The sequence below is a fragment of the Camelimonas fluminis genome (genome assembly GCF_014656355.1).
GTDB classification, from domain to species: domain Bacteria; phylum Pseudomonadota; class Alphaproteobacteria; order Rhizobiales; family Beijerinckiaceae; genus Camelimonas; species Camelimonas fluminis.
On the sequence record NZ_BNCG01000014.1, the window covers coordinates 69,921 to 87,027 of the forward strand.

The window sequence follows — 17,107 nt, forward strand, 5'->3', positions numbered from 1 at the left end:
AGCTGGCGTCAGCGCAAGGCATGCCCTCGCCGGCAATGCTTTGCGCCGCCAGGGCGGCGGCCCCGCCCCTTCATCAAAACCCGGCGGGTCAGGCTCAACGGGTTTTGATATGGGTTCAGTGCGCGAAACTGCCCCGCACCATGACATCACCAGAAAAGGCCGGAGCGATCCGGCCTTTTTGCGTTTCGCACAGCCAGGACGTTCCCGGAAACGTGAGGGTCACGCTTCATGAGGAATACGCGTCAAAATCAGGAAGCCCGGCATTTGGGCCAACCGGCTTCACCCGGCATGGTCCTGCATTTTAACCCGCCAGCACCCGCGACGGCGGCAGCACGATATCCACCAGCGTGCCCTCGCCCGGCGTGCTGCTGATGCGCAACGCGCCGCGGTTGGCCTCCACCAGCGCAGCCGTAAGCGGCAGGCCGAGGCCGGTGCCGGGGGTCTTGCGGCCATGGGCGAGACGGCGGAACGGTTTCAGCGCCTCCACCACTTCCTGCTCACTCATGCCGATGCCGGTGTCACGGACGCGGATGACGACCTCACCCGCCGGCGTGCGCGTCGACGACAGGATCACCTGACCGCCGGCGTCAGTGAATTTGAGAGCGTTGCCAAGCACGTTCAGGGTGATCTGCCGCATCGAGCGCTCGTCGGCCACCACCGGCGGCAACTTCGCCTCCAGCGAACTGCGCAGCACGATGTGCGCCTTGTTGGCCTGGGGCTGCATCAGCGTCACGCAGGAGTTCAACACGGCGTTGAGATCGACGCTGGCGAACGACAGCTCCATCTTGCCGGCCTCGATCCGGGCCAGATCGAGCAGGTCGTTGACGAGGCTGATGACGTATTGGCCCGACTCGTGGATATCGCGCACATATTCGCGGTAGCGCGGGTTCTGGATCGGACCAAAGCGTTCTTCCAGCATCAGCTCGGCAAAGCCGATCATGGCCCCAAGCGGCGTCCGCACCTCATGGCTCATGCGCGCCAGGAAGTCCGATTTCTGCGCATTGGCTGCTTCGGCCCGGCGCTTTGATTCAATCAACTCGCTCTCGGTCTTCTTCCAGGCGGTAACGTCGCGCAACACGGCGCAATAGCGCGGGTTTCCGCCGCCGCCGACCTTGCCCAGCGTCATGAACAACCGGCAGTCGCCGCCCTGGCGCACCCGCCCAATCACCTCGCGTCCATCATTGAGCAGGCTGGCGACGCCACCCGCGCGCAGGCTGTCGAGATAGTCCTGGGCGGCGGCGTGGCTCTCTGGCGCCAGCAGGCGCGTGAGCGACTCGCCAACAAGCTGGTTCTGCTCATAGCCGAACAGCGCCTCCGCCGAACGGTTGACCGAGAGGATGCGGCCATGGGCGTCCAGCAACACGACGCCGTCGGTCGCGGTGTCGAGCACGCCGCGCAATTCGGCCTCGCGCGCCGCCGAGGCGGCCAGTTCGTCTTCAAGATGGGCGGAGCGGGCCGCGACCTCGGCCGTTGCATCCCGCAACGCCAGAATGAGCAGAGCCTCGCCGCCTGTCCACGGGACCGGCGCGCAGATCAGCTCCACCGGCGTGCGCACGCCGCGGGCGCCAGCGAGAACGCCCTTGCCGCTAAAGCAGGCGCTCAATGCGGTTTCAGGAAACAGCAGGCCGAGCCGCTGCCCGGCCACGTCCCCGAAGCCGGCGTGGCGCGACAGGGCGAGAAACGCATTGTTGGCGTGCGCCGCAACGCCCTCCTGACTGACCAGGGCGGCGACCGGCATCGCCTGAACCAGGGCGCGAAGCGCCTCGACCTGGGCGTCCGAGGCAATGGCGGCGCGCTCTTTCCCAAGCTGCCTCTCAAGCTCCTGCGCCAGATCCCTGGCAAGATCCTGAGTGAGTTCCTGAGCTGGCGCGGGATCAGCGGGCCCGCCCGGACCCGCCGCCTTGGGCGCGAGATCAGCCTTGGGCGCGTATTCCTGACCAGCCAGTTCCATCGCCGGCTCAGACTCCGGAGGCCCATCAGACGTCGCCCGGGCGTCCCCGCCAGCCGTCCCGGCGACAGCAGCCGGCTGGGCCAGGGGAACCGGATTCCCTGGGGGCGCCGCCGTATCAATGGCGCTGGCGGCGCCGGAACCGGTCGCAGCAGCCCCACGGGAATCCGTGCTTTTCGTCGATTGGCGCCCCGTAGACCGACCTGCAGTCGACTGACTTGCAGTAGACCGACTTGCCGCAAGCGGCGCCTCCGCAGGCGGAACTGGCGCCTCGTCGCCGCCCTCGTGGGCCGCCTCCTGAACCGCCGCCTCCTGAACCGCCGCCTCTTGGCGTCGGGCCTCATCATCGCTCACCCGCGCGCCGAGCGCCCGGGCAATGTCGCGCAACGTCTGGCGTTCGCCGTGGCTCAATCCGCTTGCGTCCGACTTGCGCCTGATATCCGCATGCCGCGCGGGGGGAACTGGACGAGGCGCCGCCGGACGCGCATCAGCCAGCGGCGTGAACAGAGGCAACGCCGGTTCAGGCGCCGGGCTACCGGACGCAACCCTGGCGACAATGCTGGACAGGCCATCGCCCCCCTCCTGGGCAGGACCAGGCTCAGGGGGCTTCGCCGCCAACTGCTGAGGCGGCTGTTCGGGATACTGCGGCTCCGCCCCAAAGACGTCGCCCTGCGGCTCCGGCGCGTCCACCAGTGTAATATCCGCTGGCGCGACATCAACCGGGGCAATATCAACTGCCGACGGCGGCGCCACTGTCGCCGCCTCGTCAAGGCGCATCAGGCCATAGCCCCGCTGCCCCGCCGGCGCGCCGGAGGCGTCGCGGATGGGAGCGCCGCCGAACTCCACGGGAATGTCTGCCCCCAGCGCATCAAGACGCCACGTGGTCGCCAACCCCGACCAGGCCCGGCCGGAACGAACCTGCGCGTCAAGCTCCGGCGCCGCGACGATCTCATGAGCAAGCCCGGCCCAGGTCTTGCCGATGATCGTCTCGCCCCCCAGAGCCCGGACCAGCGCCGCCGACACCGAGCGGATGACGCCCATCGCGTCCGTATGCCAGACAAAACGCAAGGTTGGCCGGGCGCCCGCCATCGTCCTCAGGGCGTTCGCCGGCGCGTCGCTGTCTCCAGCCACTCCCGGGACCTCGAAACGCTCGGGAGCCGCGCCCCAGGCGCGAGGAATACGCCCGGCGACCTGGACCATGACGGCGTGCGCGCCGTCATGGCGCTGCAACACGCTGATACGGGCTGAAAAACCAACGCCGCCGGCCCGCACGGGGGTAGCCGCGCGCAGCGCGCCGGGCGCTTCAGCAGCAAAGGCCAGCACGCGCGCCCGCGAAGGGCGATCCAGTCTCGCCGCCAGCGCCCGCCCCGGTGCTGTCGCCCACAACAGGGCGCCGTCAGCCGCGAACAGACACGCAACGTCATTCGCCTCAACCACGGGCGCATCGGCCGGCCTGGCCAGCAAATCCGTCAGCGTTATATGGCCGGCCGGGTCGGTCATCGATACGGTCACTGCTCCTGCGGACGCGGTTTGGTCAATTTCCGCAATATACTAACAGAATATCCGGCAACGACAGAGCCATTGGACCAGGGGCGTCCAGGGAAGGGTTAACGGTTCTGGCGGGATCGACGCCAAAGCCTGGCGCAAGGCATTTTTCCCCGGCTTTCGCCCTCTGGCGGCCGGCGGGACGGAATGTCGCAAAAGAAGTCGTTGAATAAATGCGATGGAGCGTTGACGGGGTCTTGCCTTCCCGGCCCGACCGCCATAGGTTCCGCCCCAGAATGCAGCTGTAGCTCAGTTGGTTAGAGCGCTAGATTGTGGATCTAGAGGTCCCCCGTTCGAGCCGGGGCAGCTGTACCATTCTTCATCCCATGCAGGATGACAGGCCGCCGCAAGGCGGCTTTTTCTTTGGCCATGTTTTTCTTTGGCCCATGCTTTCCTGGCCCCCCCCTTGAGCAGAGCCCCCCGGGCAGCGCCTGGCGCTGGCTGGCGCGGCTCCGGTCCATTTTCTCCGCAATGCCTGCTTCCCCGGAAGATCTGGCGCAGCGAGGTTCTGGCGCGCAATGGGACGAAGCACCCGGGCAGGCCGGAGCCCCTTCAGGTCGGTGCAGTGGACGCTGCAGCGCGGCGTAATTTCGCGCCCGGCCGCTCAGCGCCCAGCCTGCCCGATCATCGCGGTCGTCAGTTCCTCAGGCGCTTCTGGCCTGAGGCGGCCCCGCCGGAAAACGAAACGGGGACATGGTCAATATATAGAGCAGAAAGAATTCCGAGCGGCGATTGATGCCGAGCTTGAGCATGATGCGCTTGATGTAGGTGCGCACCGTGGCTTCGGTCAGCCCGAGTTCTGCGGCGATCCCTACAGGCGCTGCGCCGACAAGGATCAGCCTGACCACGCCCTCTTCGGCCCGCGTCAGATTGTAGAGGGCTGACAGCCGCCGGGCGCCCTCCTCTTCGTCAACCTCCGGAAGCACCACCACGGCGGTTGGATCCTCGCCATGTGACGGCGACGGCGCCACGATAGCGAAGCGCGGCAATCCCGCGTCCCCTGTCAGGGGGATAATCGACGACCGGCGCCCTTCCGTTCCCGTCTCGCGCACGGACCTGCGCACGGCGGCGCGCAATTCTTCCATGGCGTGGCAAGTGGCGCTGGCCAACCGGCCAGCCTGCTCACACAGGACGCCGCCATGCGCGAGCTCGCGCCTGGCGGGCTCATTGAGGTTCACGATTGCAAGACGCTCGTCGACGCGAATGACCGGGGACACCACGGAGTTGATCAGATCCAGCCCCCCCGCGCCTTCCGCCGTCCCCCGGCCGCGATCGGCCTCAACGGCGTTGCGACAGGCATTGACGCCACGCGCGAGCAGCGCCGCCTCCAGTGGCTCCAGACATGTCGGACGCCACCCGGCCACCAGCACGAGGTCACAATCCGCCTGCCAGCGAATACGCCCGATAACGCTGTGCGCCTGGCCAACCGGCGGTTCGCCAAACAGGCGGGCGACCAGCGGATGACAGGGCGCCAGCCCCAAAAACTGGCCTGTGGCCTGGGGCATCTGCCGCGCAAGCAACCGGACGTCATCACTGACCGACACGCCAGGCGAACTTTCAGATGCCGGCCCGATGCGGACATATTCCTGGACGGAGCCACATGCCGCGATCAGGGCCAATATGCCAGAACGGCACCCGGCCAGGCTCGTCAACACCTCAGCGCACAGCTGCAGGCGCGCGCCAACAGGCAAGTTCTGAACCGACCCTCTTGGGAAAAGAAAATTCACTGTACACCACCATCCGCCCCCGAAATTCATGCCTCAACAGGAATAATTTCCAATAATATGTCCTCGTTTGGAATTTGAGCAATTTTATGAAATAATAAAATAATAAAATGGCAGATCATGCAAAGCTCATGGCGCGTGGAGTGGAAATAAAGCGAAGCCAGTTGTTGGCGTTGACTACCATTTATCCTTGCCCGACCTCGTCACCATATAAACGATCACGTTTTATGGAACAACTGCAACCCAACCCAAATCCGCCCGCTCATCCACCGACGTATCGTTGCGTTCCGCGCCTTGCCATTGCCCTCACAGGTCCGCCATGTGCGTTCGCGCACAAGTTGACTGCCCTGCATGCAGATTACCGGACAGCATAGCCACCGGCCTGGGGGCGCCGTACACGCCGAATATATCACGCGCCGCCTCCAAAACCCTGACCGGGAGCAGCAATACCATCTGGCGATGGAACGAAGCCGTATCTGGGTGCTTGCAGGACTTGCATTTGCAAGACCTGGACAGCAGCCCCCACTGGCCGCGTTGAGAAACGCCCAGAGACGACGTACGCCGCAGGCGCGCCGTCATCATCACCCCTCATGCCAGATCGCCAGGCTGCTGACGCATCCGCGACCTGCAAAGTTCATGCAGCGTAACCGATGTCCTTGCGGGACATCTGTTGCGCGGTTTGGGCTTCCCCAGCCCGATGGCCCTGCTCAACAGGGCCGGCGTCAGGCGTCCTCCAGCAACCTGCTTCCGCACGAGAGTAATCCGGCCCGGCAGATCCGGAGCGGGAGCATTGCGCGAAACAGGATGACCGCCGTCATCACCAGGCGCGTGCAGAATGTCTGCTGGCGCGGTCCGCCAACTGGCAGGCGCTGAACGCCGGCATCCGGCTACCATGCCCAATCCAATGCATCTGACGCATTGGCTCTGGTGAAGGGGCCCAGTGAAGCCTCGCCTGCCCAAAGCCTGCCCTGCAAGGCGGCGCGTTGTACTGGACCGGACCATGCCGGCGTGAACGCGTCAGCATCTTCACGACTTGGCGTCGACGTAACTGGCGACTGCCAGTGGCGCCCCCTCTGACGCCCCCCTCTCCATTCTTCCATATAAAAACAGGCGCGGCCGAAATGGCCGCGCCTGTAAATGTCTCTCCGGCAAGCTCACAGAAGGACCTGAAGCCGGATCTGCCGGCGGATCAAAAACCGCCAGTCAGATCAAGCAGATCACTCAGCGCTTTTGGCCGGGCCGCGCTTGCGGGTGCTGGTCGCAGCGCTCTTGGCCGCATTCGCCGTCCGGGCAGCCGGCGCGTCGTTGGCGGCGCCGCGACGACGCTGCTGGCCGAGACCCATTGATTTGGCCAGCGCCGAACGGGACGCCGCATAGTTGGGAGCAACCATCGGATAATCAGACGGCAGGCCCCACTTGGCGCGGTACTGCTCAGGCGTCAGATCATACGACGTGCGCAGATGACGCTTCAGCGACTTGAACTTTTTGCCGTCCTCCAGACAGACGATGTAGTCTGGCGTGACCGAACGCTTGACTGGCACGGCCGGCTGCTGCGGCTCCGCAACAACTTCCGTCACCCCAGTCGCCAGCTTCACCAACGAATCATGGACGGAGCTGATAAGTTCCGCCAGCTGAACGCCATCCAGCTGGTTGTTGGCGACGTAAGCTGCAACGATATCCGCCGTCAGCTCGATAAGATTTTGCGTTTGCGTGGAATCAACCATTGAATCGGTCCCCTGATCTGCCTGAAAGCTAACTTGTGCAGCAGAGATTGCAATAGTTATCTTCAGTCGTCAAAATAACATCTATCGGCCGCAGAAATACCCCAATCTAACCGACCTGCTCGCCAGGCTCCGGAAAGACCTCAAGGGACCTGACCGCATCAGCCGACGATTCGGATACTTCGCTGACGCCACTGCCAGCTGCCGCTGCGATATCTGGCACCAATAGCGCGGCGGCTTATAGTTAAGCTCACCTGGGTCGACAGACCCGTTTGCCAGACGCACCGTTTGCCCGCTTCGTCAAACTGGATATAAGGCATGCCAATACGCAAAAACAATAACGTTTCGATTTTTTTTGAGTATAGATTTGCTTGAAGGCCGCCTGACCCGGGCCATCCGGGACAGTTTTTGCTCCAACATTCATCACGCCGCCGCTGACGCCAGCCTCAGGCAGCCTTGTCGCGAGCCTGCCTGGGCCTGGATCGCCAAACCTGAAGAAAGCCAAATTATATAATACAATTCATGCTGTTAGTTTGATGTTCGCCATCATAAATTGACGCTTGCCGTCGTCTGAAGCATCTGTTTTATGGCCACGCTCGCGCTTGTTCGGGCAGCCGCAGCGTTAGCACGTCAGCGATTATCAAAATTGCGTTGATACGTCGCACAACCTGAGCTTGTACGGAAAAATCAGGCGACCCGTGACAGTCCCCGCAGCCGGCGTCATGACTGTTTCCTCCCACTGATCTGGGGGGCAAAGCGGCGCCTCCCCGAAAAGCTGACGGGCAACGGATATTATCCTTCCTCCGGCAGTATCCTGGGGGCCAGACGGCGCGTGAATAGTTGCCATTGCAACATACCAACCTGCGGCCGGTCCGACCTGGCTATTTCCGGGCGCCATGTCGCCGGTCAGGCCGGGGGACGAGAAGATCCGCCAGCCTGAAAGCGTTTCCCAGAAAATGAGCGCCGCCGGGCGCGTAAAATACTGGCGGCGCAGCGAACATGAGGCCCTGCCGACAGGAAATTTCCAGCAGATCCGGATCCAGGAAACCTGGCGTGAATGAGCTGATCTGGCCCGCACAACGCGGCGCATGATGATGACGTCGTATCCCGCGCGGCGTCCGGATCGGGGCCTTGGCAAGGGCTCTGCGCGTCTGGAAATCGTATCGCCGGGGCGTCCGGCAAGTTTCCGAATCAGCGTGAACGGGTTTTGCATCGCCAGGCGTCATGCTCCCCGGTTCAGGAACAGGAACAATACGGGCCTCAACGGTTGACGCGACATGAAAAACAGCCCGGATGGCTTCCCATCCGGGCTGTTCCTGAAATCCGCCCCATGAAGCATTCCGCGCTTCATGGGGATGACTGATTCTTTCCAAGGCTGCGCCAGCCGGGATCCGGATCAGATGAACCGGACCCCGCTTTGACGTCACAGCTCAGGAATTGGCAAATCCGGCAAGACGTTTGTTGATCAGGTCGTTGGCCTGGACCATGATCCGGTCGATCAGTTCCTGACAGGTCGGGATGTCGTTGATCAGGCCGGCGACCATGCCGCAGCTCCACGCGCCCGCGTCCATCTCGCCGTTCTGCATGATGCGCGGATACACGCCAGCCACTTCAGCAGCGATATCCTCGAACTTGATGTTGGCGCCGAGGGCCTTTTCCTTCTCCAGAAGGCGGTCGACGGCGGCGTTGCGCAGCACGCGCTCGGTGTTGCGCAGCGGGCGCATGACGAGGCGGGTGTCGGTCTCGGACGCGGCGAGGATCGCCTGCTTGACGTTCTCGTGCACCGGGGCTTCCTTCGTGGCGATGAAGCGGGTGCCCATGTTCATGCCCTCGGCGCCCAGCGCCAGGGCGGCGACGAGGCTGCGGCCATCGGCCATGCCGCCGGAGGCGACGAACGGCACCTTCAGCTCTTCCTCGGCGCGGGCCAGCAGGATGAAGTTCGGGATGTCGTCTTCACCCGGGTGCCCGCCGCACTCGAAGCCGTCAACGCTCAGCGCGTCGACGCCGAGCGCCTGGGCCTTCAGCGAGTGGCGGATGGTGGTGCACTTGTGGATGACCTTGACGTCGGCCGCCTTGAGCATGTCGACCCACTTGCCGGGGTTGTTGCCGGCGGTTTCCACCGCCTTGACGCCGCCGTCGATGATCGCCTTGACGTAGCCCGGATAGTCCGGCGCGTTCACCACCGGCAGGAAGGTCAGGTTTACGCCGATCGGCTTGTCCGTCAGCTTGCGCGCCTTCTCGATCTCACGCGAAAGATCGTCCGGGGTCCGCTGCGTCAGGGCGGTGATGATGCCAAGGCCGCCAGCGTTGGAAACGGCGGCCGCCAGCTCGGCAAGGCCGACAAAGTGCATGCCGCCCTGAATGATCGGGTGCTTGATGCCGAACAGCTCGGTAATGCGCGTCTTCATGGGTGTCTCATTCCTTCCCACATGGTCCGGCGCCCGGGCCTCCCCGCCGCCAGCATTCTGATCTTCTCACCGGAAACCGCCACGCATTGCTGCGGCGCGGACCAGCTTCCGTATTGCCTGGGCAAGGCGACAACTGCCTTGCCCAACATGCGTTGACGCCGGCTGGCAGCCCCTTGCCATGCAGTGCGGTCGCCGGACTGCGGCGGCTACCAGGGTTCAGCCCATGGACGCAGATCCATCTCATGGGTCCAAGCGTCCCTTGGCTGCTGATAGAGCGCCCAATAGGCCTGCGCAACCGATTCCGGATGCATCAGCTGGTCTTCGCCCAGCGCGTCGAGCGCCGCGTCGCCGCCCCGGGCGCGAATGCGCTCGCGCACCCAGGCCGTGTCCACCCCGGAATCGATGACGAGGTGGGCGACGTGGATGTTCTGCGGTCCAAGCTCCCGCGCTGCGGACTGGGCGACGGCGCGCAGGCCAAACTTGGCGCTGGCGAAAGCGGCGTAGCCGACGCCGCCACGCAGGCCGGCGGTGGCGCCGGTCAGGAAAATCGCCCCCCGACCATGGCGCGTCAGGATTCGCGCGGCTTCACGCGTTGCCAGAAAGCCGCTGTAACAGGCCATCTCCCAAACCTTGCGGAACACCCGCTCGGTGGTGTCCAGCAGAGGGAAATTGACATTGGCGCCAACGTTGAAAATGCAGATTTCCAGCGGGGCGATGGCGTCGGCCTCCGCCAGAAAGGCGGTGACGTCCTGCTCGTCGCGCGCGTCGAGGGAACGGCCGCTGGCGCGACCGCCGGCGGCGGCGATATCGGCGACGAGCGCCTCAAGCTTCCCGCCATCGCGGCGGCCGGCGTGAACGGCGAAACCCTCGGCGGCGAATTTCCGGCAGATGGCCGCGCCGATGTAGTCGCCGGCGCCAATGACCGCCACGGACGCCTGGCGCGGACTTGCGGTCGGGGTCATGCGGCGTCTCCCCTGCTGGCGTTCCGCGTGCGGACAATGTCTTCCTCCACGTCGCGCAGACGATCCTTGCCGAAGTACAGTTCATCACCGACGAAGAAGCTCGGGATGCCGAAGACGCCGCGCTCCACCGCCTGATTGGTGTTGGCCAGCAATTCGTCCTTCACATCCTGATCGGCGGCGCGCTGCAGCAGGCGTTCAATCGGCAGACCGGCGTCGGCCAGCGCGGCGCGGAACACGTCCGGGTCGTCCATCTTGCGGGGCTGCTCCCACATGGCGCTGAACACCGCCTCGACATAAGGCGCGAACACGTTCTCGCGCTGCGCCGCCACGGCCCCGCGCATCAATTGCAGGGTGTTGACCGGGAAATATGGATTGAAGCGGAAGCGCGTGATGCCGTGACGGCTGATGAAACGCTCCATCTCGCGACGTTCATAATCCATCTTGTTGCGGATATTGGCGAACGCCTCCGCCGGAGAGCGATTGCCGGTCGCCCGGAATATGCCGCCAAGCAGCACGGGCGTGCGGGTGAACGTCACCCCGGTCCGCGCCTCGATATCAGGCAAAACAAGGTGGGCCAGCCACGCATTGGGGCTGCCGAAGTCGAACAGAAATTCCGGATTGGTCATGGCGCATCCTCCCTGGAAGCGCGCCCTGCGGAAGAAGCATGGCCTTTTCCCTGCCGCAGGCGCTGACAAAGTTCCAAAAAGGAACTATCGTCAAACTAGGCGTTGCGCCGGCGCTGTCAAGCGCTCCGGCAATACCCCGCCCACGACGACGTTTCTGGCGGAAGCGGCGTGGCGGGAGAGCCTGGCGAGGTCCGTTCATGCCGGGCGGGATTTTGCGATATGCTTTGCCTTTATGAGATTTCTTCATACGAAGCGGCGCCTGCTTCGCATGAAGAGACCTCCAGGAGAGACGACTGATGAAATGGAGAGCGCTGGACGCGGAGCCCTGCTCAATCGCCCGCACCCTGTCATTTGTCGGCGACAGGTGGAGCCTGCTGGTGCTGCGCGACTGTTTCCTGCGCGTGCGGCGGTTCGAGGAGTTCCAACGCCGTCTCGGCGTCACGCGGCACATCCTCGCCGACAGGCTGAAGCGTTTTGTCGAGGCGGATATCCTGACGCGCGTCGCCTATCAGAGCAAACCGGAGCGCCATGAGTATGTGCTCACCGAGAAGGGGCTTGCCCTCTACCCGGTGCTGATGGCGATGGCGCGCTGGGGCGACACCTATATGGACGATGGCGCCGGCCCGCCGCTGCGTTATCGTCACCGCCCGTGCGGGCGTCATTTTACGCCGGTGATGTGCTGCTCGGAATGCGGCGAGCCGCTTGATCCCCGCTCTGTGATCGTTGAGCCAGGGCCCGGCCTTGATGCTGACGCCGCGCGACTTTTGCCGCCGACGCCCCAGAGCGCTCTCAGGAAGGGCGGCGCCGTTTCGTGAGGAGAACGGCGCGAGCAAACCCCTTGGCCAGGCCCAATGAATCAGACGGCCTGGGCCTGGCCAAGGGGTTTGTTCTACCTGTTTGATTGGATGGGCCCTGATTTCGCCGCGCAAGGCGTCGCCCACTTGGCCCGAAATGCGCCAGCGCGCGATCCCCACCCGTAGAACGAAAAGCAGCTCCACGGACGGGAATCCGGTTGCCTTCAGGAATCTGGCGCCCCGCGGCGGGCGTCAGATTACCAGCGGCGGTAGTAACGCGGCCCGTAGTAGCGCCGGTAATATGGCCGCGGCGCATAATAGCGCGGGCGATAATAATAGCGGCGCGGCGCGTAATACGGCCGGTAGTAGGGCCGCGGCGCATAGTAACGCGGGCCCGGGCGATAAACGCAGCCATAGGGGCCGCAAACCGTATAAGCCCGCTCAAAAAGCGCGTCGGTCGCGCCGCCGGCCGCCACAGCGGCCTGCGGCCCCGCCACAGCGGCCCGGGCCTGCGGCGCCATCGCCAGTCCCCCCAGACCAAATCCGGCGAGCATCGCCAGACAGATCGCAAAACGTCTCATGACTCGTCCCTTTCTCCACACGGCGCCCCAGTCCCGACGCCATGCGTTCGACAGCATTCATTCTGTCGGGACGAGTCTGCCGCAGTGCGAACGCTGCGGCAATTCACAACGTTCCATCGAGAAATTCGGGCCATGCCCGGAAAAACCGGACGCTGACCGGAACAACGAACCTGGAGACACGCCGGAGACTGGCGCGATCATTAAGATCAGCAACGGATTTTGCGGCGCCAGCCAGTACGTTGCGGCTGGCGCCGCGTCACGACAACGTGAGGATCAGGCCGGGGTGAAGATGTTCCGGCCGTCCTCATGGCGCACCACGCCCGGCCGGCCGATGCCTTCGCGCGCCTGCAGGTCGCGCATCACCGCCAGGTCCTTCGGCGTGTTGGACAGGAAGCGTTCGCCGGTGGCGAGACGGCCGACGACGATGCCAAAATCCGGATCGGTCTTGCCGTACATGACGGTGTAGGTTTCGATGGTCGCCGGACCGTTGGCCACCTCGACCAGCGGCGCCTTCGGCAGCGCGTCGAGAGCGTTCTGCAGCTCTGACGGCTTCTGGCGGCGCCAGTGGCCTTCCGTTGGCCTGGTCGAATAGACGCCGAACGAATGCTTGGTGATGTAGTTGCCGTTGGCAGTGACCAGACCGAAGCTCTCCGGCTTGCCGCGCACCCGGCGCACCATTTCCGAGATTGAATGCATCACATAGCTGTTGCCGGGGCCGCCAAAGAACGGCAGGCCGCCCGTCACCGTCAGGCCGCGCGGGTCGTCTTCGGCAAGACCGATCTCGGCGCAGGCGATTTCCACGGCGGAAGGGAAGCAACTGTAAAGATCGAGGAAGTCCATGTCGGCAATGGTCTTGCCGGCCATGTCGAGCGCGATGCGCGAGCCGTTGCGGATCGCCGCCGAACCGGCGATGACCTCACGCTCGGACAGATACCAGTGGTCGTGCCCGTCGGCGCAACCATGCAGATAGACCCACTTGCTTTCCGGGATGCCCAGCTCACGCGCCGTTCCAACCGAGGTCATGACCACGGCGGCGGCCTGGTCGATGTAGGCGTTGGCGTTCATGAAGCGCGGATAGGGGAAGCCAATCCAGCGATTGTCGCTGGTGATGGTGGAGAGCTGCTCCGCGCTGAAACCCTCGCGCCGGGTTGCCAGCGGGTTGTCCTTCGCCACGGCGGCGAAGCCGGCGAACAGCTTGCCCATGGCCTTCATGTGGGTTTCCACGTCGCGGCCACGCTTGCCGCGAATGGCGTTCTCGATCAGCGGATACATGGCGATGGCCGCCCGCATCAGGTGGCGCTCTTCGTAGTCGCTCCAGCCGCGACGCGGATCGCCGATTTCCTCGAAAGCGCCGCCGGGATCCTCGGCCCAGTTGGCCTTCACGTCGCCACGGGTGGCGCCATACTGGGTGCGCAGCGCCTCGCCGCCGACCAGCAGGGCGGCGCGCATTTCGCCGGCCGCGATCTGCTCGGCGAACATGTTGACCAGATACTGGGGCATGTTGCCGCCGTTCCACGTGTAGATGTGGCGGCTGGCGTTGACGCCAAGGCGCTGGGCCACGCTCTTCGGCGGATTGGTCGAGCGACCGAAACTGGTGGCGAAGCGCGGCGCGGTGTCGGCGAACATGCGCAACATGGCCACCGTGTCCACAACCCCCGCCATGCCGGCGGCGCCTGTGTCATCCAGCGCCACGCGCCCGGCCTGGGCGATCAGATCGATGGGTGACCGGGCGTCGGTGGCCGGCGTCGTCAGATCGGTCACGTCGCCGCAACCGACGAGCACCGGGGTTGAAGGATTGATATTGCTGGTCGCCATCTGTCTCCTGCCCTGTAGCCGGGCGCGTTCCGCTGGCCAGAACCATTGCGGTCCGCTCAGCGCGCGCCCCTGTTGTTGCGCCAGATCCGGGCCGCCCGTTCCCTGGACGGATCAGATCGCCAGACGCCCGTCCAGACGCGGCTCCCCGATGGGGCGAACCGGCCTGCGGCCTCATATGCAAAACTGCATAATCGCAATCTCCGCCCGAGGCGAGAGCGGCGCAGGCGATTGGTCGCATGCCCCGTGCGCATGGCGACGGAAATTCAGGGGATCAGTCAGGAATGTGGAAGACCGAAAGACTGGTGCCGCAGGGGAGGATTGAACTCCCGACCTCACCATTACCAATGGTGTGCTCTACCACTGAGCTACTGCGGCTTTCCCGGGGAGCGGCGCGCTTGCGTCAGCCGCGTCCTTCGATGGGCGCTCCAATGCCACAGCGACCGGCGGCGCGCAAGCGGGACGAGACGAATGTTTGTGGAATGCGACGTTTTCGCGCTTTTTCCCCCGCCGCGCCGCGACGGAAACCGACGCCGCCTGGCGCTGTCGGACAACCGCTGGTGAAGTGAACCAGACATTGGCGTCCGCCTTCACGCCATGCGGCGGGCGACCATCAAATTCATGATTTACAATATAAAAATCGATAGGCCGCCAACAATCCGGGCATAGACCCGGACAGACCAGCCGCCAGCGACCCTGGGCTGCGGATGAAGAGGTTTCCGGTTTTTTGCCGGGCACTGGAGGCCCGACGCAAAAAGGGCGCGACCCGGCCTGCGGATCACGCCCCATGTCCAGACGGCAACTGGCGATCAGGGAGACCTGCGGCCCGTCAGGCCGCCTGACGCTCCCCCAGAGCGAGCCCCAGCTCGCGCCAGGTGGCGACCAGGGCCTCCGTCAGCTCGTCAATGAGCGCATCCGAATGATGCGGCGTCGGCGTGATGCGCAGGCGTTCGGTTCCACGGGCGACCGTCGGATAGTTGATTGGCTGCACATAGACGCCATGGCGCTCGATCAGCATGTCGCTGGCGGCCTTGGCCAGTTGGGCGTCGCCAACCATCACCGGCACGATGTGGGTGTTGTTGGCCATCACCGGCAGACCGGCGGCGGCGAGGCGCGCCTTGGTCTTCGCCACCTGGGCGCGCTGCTGGGCGCGCTCGGCGTCGCTGACCTTCAGGTGCTCGATGGCGGCGCGGGCGGCGGCGGCCACCGGCGGCGGCAGCGCCGTGGTGAAAATGAAGCCCGGCGCGTGCGAGCGAATGGCGTCGATTACGCATTCCTTGCCCGCCAGATAGCCGCCGAGACCGCCGAAGCCCTTGGCCAGCGTCGCCTCGATGATGTCGAGACGGTGCATCGCCCCCACCTCCTCGGCATAGCCGCCGCCGCGCGGGCCATACAGGCCGACGGCATGCACTTCATCAAGGTAAGTCATGGCGTTGTAACGTTCCGCCAGATCGCAGATGGCGTGGATCGGCGAGACGTCGCCGTCCATCGAATACACGCTTTCGAAAATGATGATCTTGGCGCGGTCGGGTCCCGCCGCCTTCAGCACCTCTTCCAGATGGGCGACGTCGTTATGGCGGAAAATCCGCTTTTCGCCGCCCGAGCGGCGCACGCCCTCAATCATGGAATTGTGGTTCATCTCATCGGAGATGAGCAGGGGCTCGGGCAGCAATTTGGCCAGGGTGGAGATGCCGGTCTCGTTCGACACGTAACCGGAGGTGAAAACCAGCGAGGCTTCCTTGCCGTGCAGGTCCGCCAGCGAGGCCTCAAGATCGACGATGGGCTTGGAGGTGCCGGCGATATTGCGGGTGCCGCCGGCGCCGACGCCAAGCGTGCGGGCGCATTCAGCCATGGCCTCGGTGACGACCGCGTGGCGCCCCATGCCGAGGTAGTCATTGGTGCACCACACGGTTACCTCGCGGGCGCCCTGCGGCCCGTGCCAGGTGGCGCGCGGAAAACGCGTGACATCATGCTCGATGGTTACGAACACCCGGTACCGGCGCTCATTTTTCAGGGCTGCCAGGGCATTCTCGAAATAATGTTCGTAATTCATCACGGTCCCGTTCCGCGCTGCCTGCGCGCCTCTGGCCTGCCTTGCGGATCTGGCCGGGCTGCGAATGGCCCTTTTTTCCCGCAAGCACGCCGCCATGCAATAGATGACCTGCGGTTTTGAAGCATTCCAGACAAACAACGGCCACGCAAGCGCGACAATCGCCGCAGTCTGACCAGTTTTCGCCTCTGACAACCGGCGTCACGACGGCGCGACGACCCGGTGAAGGCCGCCGTTGCCGGGACCAGAGCTGCTGATTTCCGCGACGCGCCGGTTTTGACATCCAGGACGCGCGCCAGGCGACGCTGACGGCTTTGTCATGATTGCTGGCGCCAGGCGGCCGGACTTTGTATGAGAAGGGTGACGGGCTGGCCCACCCGCCCGCCAGCAATGAAGCGTCTTCGTGCATGGCCTGTCCGCCTTGCCGGGAACGCCCTGATCAACCCGAACGCCGGGGCGGTTGTGAGCGAAACAGCGACAGAACGACAGAAACGGCTGGCGCAGGCGCTGCGGGCCAATTTGCGCAAGCGCAAGACCCAGACGCGGGAACGCGCCGCCGACCCCTCGCATGGTGAGGATGCGCGAGCGCAGGAGACCGCATCGCCCGACACCGCATCGCCCGCGCCCGGCGCCCGCGACGATCCGGACAAGGCCGGCGCGGCGGGCTGAGGCGCCGCCGCCCCCTGGCGTCGATGCGTTTTGTCCATTTCCTGCGCGTCCGCGCTTGCACGTTCGCCCCGGGCGCGAGACGACGCCATATTGCCGGGAGCATCCGGCCGTCGCTGTGGCTTTCCGGCGCTTGTGCGGGAATGCGCCCTCTGCCAAAATTAATGTTCTGCCAGAATCATCCGGCTGCGCGCGCCCGACCAGAAGGCGTCGGCCCGGAAGGAGAGAACGCCACCCGATTGGCCTCGCCCTGGCGGGGCCGGAAGCAGG

The 17,107-nt window shown here is 64.7% G+C and carries 11 protein-coding genes and 2 tRNA genes; 3 read left to right on the top strand and 10 right to left on the bottom strand.

Annotated elements, in window-relative coordinates; all coding sequences use genetic code 11:
• Nucleotides 1-301 precede the first annotated feature (301 nt).
• Nucleotides 302-3,448 carry an ATP-binding protein gene (locus IE243_RS14905; RefSeq protein WP_244643195.1) on the bottom strand — a complete coding sequence of 1,049 codons (3,147 nt, stop codon included), beginning with the start codon at nucleotides 3,446-3,448 and terminating at the stop codon, nucleotides 302-304.
• A gap of 283 nt (nucleotides 3,449-3,731) precedes the next feature.
• On the opposite strand from IE243_RS14905, the gene IE243_RS14910 reads away from it, so the two are divergent.
• Nucleotides 3,732-3,808 (top strand) — tRNA-His (locus IE243_RS14910).
• A 329-nt stretch (nucleotides 3,809-4,137) separates the two neighbouring features.
• Here IE243_RS14910 and IE243_RS14915 read toward each other — a convergent pair.
• The 5 genes from IE243_RS14915 to IE243_RS14935 form a co-directional block, all read right to left on the bottom strand.
• Nucleotides 4,138-4,998, bottom strand: coding sequence for a helix-turn-helix transcriptional regulator (locus tag IE243_RS14915; protein ID WP_191320183.1), 861 nt, complete (start codon nucleotides 4,996-4,998; stop codon nucleotides 4,138-4,140).
• Between the two features lie 1,436 nt (nucleotides 4,999-6,434).
• Nucleotides 6,435-6,941, bottom strand: coding sequence for a Ros/MucR family transcriptional regulator (locus IE243_RS14920; RefSeq protein ID WP_191320184.1), 507 nt, complete (start codon nucleotides 6,939-6,941; stop codon nucleotides 6,435-6,437).
• Between the two features lie 1,427 nt (nucleotides 6,942-8,368).
• Nucleotides 8,369-9,346, bottom strand: a complete 978-nt coding sequence (locus tag IE243_RS14925; RefSeq protein WP_191320185.1) for an NAD(P)H-dependent flavin oxidoreductase — start codon at nucleotides 9,344-9,346, stop codon at nucleotides 8,369-8,371.
• A 206-nt stretch (nucleotides 9,347-9,552) separates the two neighbouring features.
• The gene (locus IE243_RS14930; RefSeq protein ID WP_191320186.1) at nucleotides 9,553-10,308 is read right to left on the bottom strand and encodes an SDR family NAD(P)-dependent oxidoreductase; all 756 of its coding nucleotides are present in this window, start codon (nucleotides 10,306-10,308) and stop codon (nucleotides 9,553-9,555) included.
• On the bottom strand, nucleotides 10,305-10,934 hold the full coding sequence (locus IE243_RS14935; RefSeq protein WP_191320187.1) for a 2-hydroxychromene-2-carboxylate isomerase: 630 nt from the start codon (nucleotides 10,932-10,934) through the stop codon (nucleotides 10,305-10,307). Before IE243_RS14935 ends, IE243_RS14930 begins: the two co-directional genes overlap by 4 nt.
• 296 nt (nucleotides 10,935-11,230) lie before the next feature.
• On the opposite strand from IE243_RS14935, the gene IE243_RS14940 reads away from it, so the two are divergent.
• On the top strand, nucleotides 11,231-11,749 hold the full coding sequence (locus tag IE243_RS14940) for a winged helix-turn-helix transcriptional regulator (RefSeq protein WP_191320188.1): 519 nt from the start codon (nucleotides 11,231-11,233) through the stop codon (nucleotides 11,747-11,749).
• Between the two features lie 236 nt (nucleotides 11,750-11,985).
• Here the strand turns inward: IE243_RS14940 and IE243_RS14945 are convergent, their stop codons facing one another.
• From IE243_RS14945 to hemA, 4 genes are all read right to left on the bottom strand, one after another.
• Nucleotides 11,986-12,309, bottom strand: coding sequence for a hypothetical protein (locus tag IE243_RS14945; RefSeq protein ID WP_191320189.1), 324 nt, complete (start codon nucleotides 12,307-12,309; stop codon nucleotides 11,986-11,988).
• A 273-nt stretch (nucleotides 12,310-12,582) separates the two neighbouring features.
• Nucleotides 12,583-14,124: an acetyl-CoA acetyltransferase gene (locus IE243_RS14950; RefSeq protein WP_191320190.1), complete on the bottom strand. Its 1,542-nt coding sequence runs from the start codon at nucleotides 14,122-14,124 to the stop codon at nucleotides 12,583-12,585.
• Nucleotides 14,125-14,424: 300 nt separating this feature from the next.
• Nucleotides 14,425-14,499: transfer RNA gene (locus IE243_RS14955), tRNA-Thr, on the bottom strand.
• A 451-nt stretch (nucleotides 14,500-14,950) separates the two neighbouring features.
• A complete protein-coding gene (gene hemA / locus IE243_RS14960; protein ID WP_191320191.1) occupies nucleotides 14,951-16,174 on the bottom strand; it encodes a 5-aminolevulinate synthase in 1,224 nt (407 codons plus the stop codon).
• A gap of 348 nt (nucleotides 16,175-16,522) precedes the next feature.
• On the opposite strand from hemA, the gene IE243_RS14965 reads away from it, so the two are divergent.
• Nucleotides 16,523-16,840, top strand: a complete 318-nt coding sequence (locus IE243_RS14965) for a hypothetical protein (protein WP_210319870.1) — start codon at nucleotides 16,523-16,525, stop codon at nucleotides 16,838-16,840.
• Nucleotides 16,841-17,107 lie beyond the last annotated feature (267 nt).

Bases quoted from the DNA above. Each gene is read 5' to 3' on its own strand.
- IE243_RS14905 (WP_244643195.1), bottom strand. From the start codon at position 3,448: ATGACCGACCCGGCCGGCCATATAACGCTGACGGATTTGCTGGCCAGG.
- IE243_RS14915 (WP_191320183.1), bottom strand. From the start codon at position 4,998: ATGCCCCAGGCCACAGGCCAGTTTTTGGGGCTGGCGCCCTGTCATCCG.
- IE243_RS14920 (WP_191320184.1), bottom strand. From the start codon at position 6,941: ATGGTTGATTCCACGCAAACGCAAAATCTTATCGAGCTGACGGCGGAT.
- IE243_RS14925 (WP_191320185.1), bottom strand. From the start codon at position 9,346: ATGAAGACGCGCATTACCGAGCTGTTCGGCATCAAGCACCCGATCATT.
- IE243_RS14930 (WP_191320186.1), bottom strand. From the start codon at position 10,308: ATGACCCCGACCGCAAGTCCGCGCCAGGCGTCCGTGGCGGTCATTGGC.
- IE243_RS14935 (WP_191320187.1), bottom strand. From the start codon at position 10,934: ATGACCAATCCGGAATTTCTGTTCGACTTCGGCAGCCCCAATGCGTGG.
- IE243_RS14940 (WP_191320188.1), top strand. From the start codon at position 11,231: ATGAAATGGAGAGCGCTGGACGCGGAGCCCTGCTCAATCGCCCGCACC.
- IE243_RS14945 (WP_191320189.1), bottom strand. From the start codon at position 12,309: ATGAGACGTTTTGCGATCTGTCTGGCGATGCTCGCCGGATTTGGTCTG.
- IE243_RS14950 (WP_191320190.1), bottom strand. From the start codon at position 14,124: ATGGCGACCAGCAATATCAATCCTTCAACCCCGGTGCTCGTCGGTTGC.
- hemA (WP_191320191.1), bottom strand. From the start codon at position 16,174: ATGAATTACGAACATTATTTCGAGAATGCCCTGGCAGCCCTGAAAAAT.
- IE243_RS14965 (WP_210319870.1), top strand. From the start codon at position 16,523: ATGAGAAGGGTGACGGGCTGGCCCACCCGCCCGCCAGCAATGAAGCGT.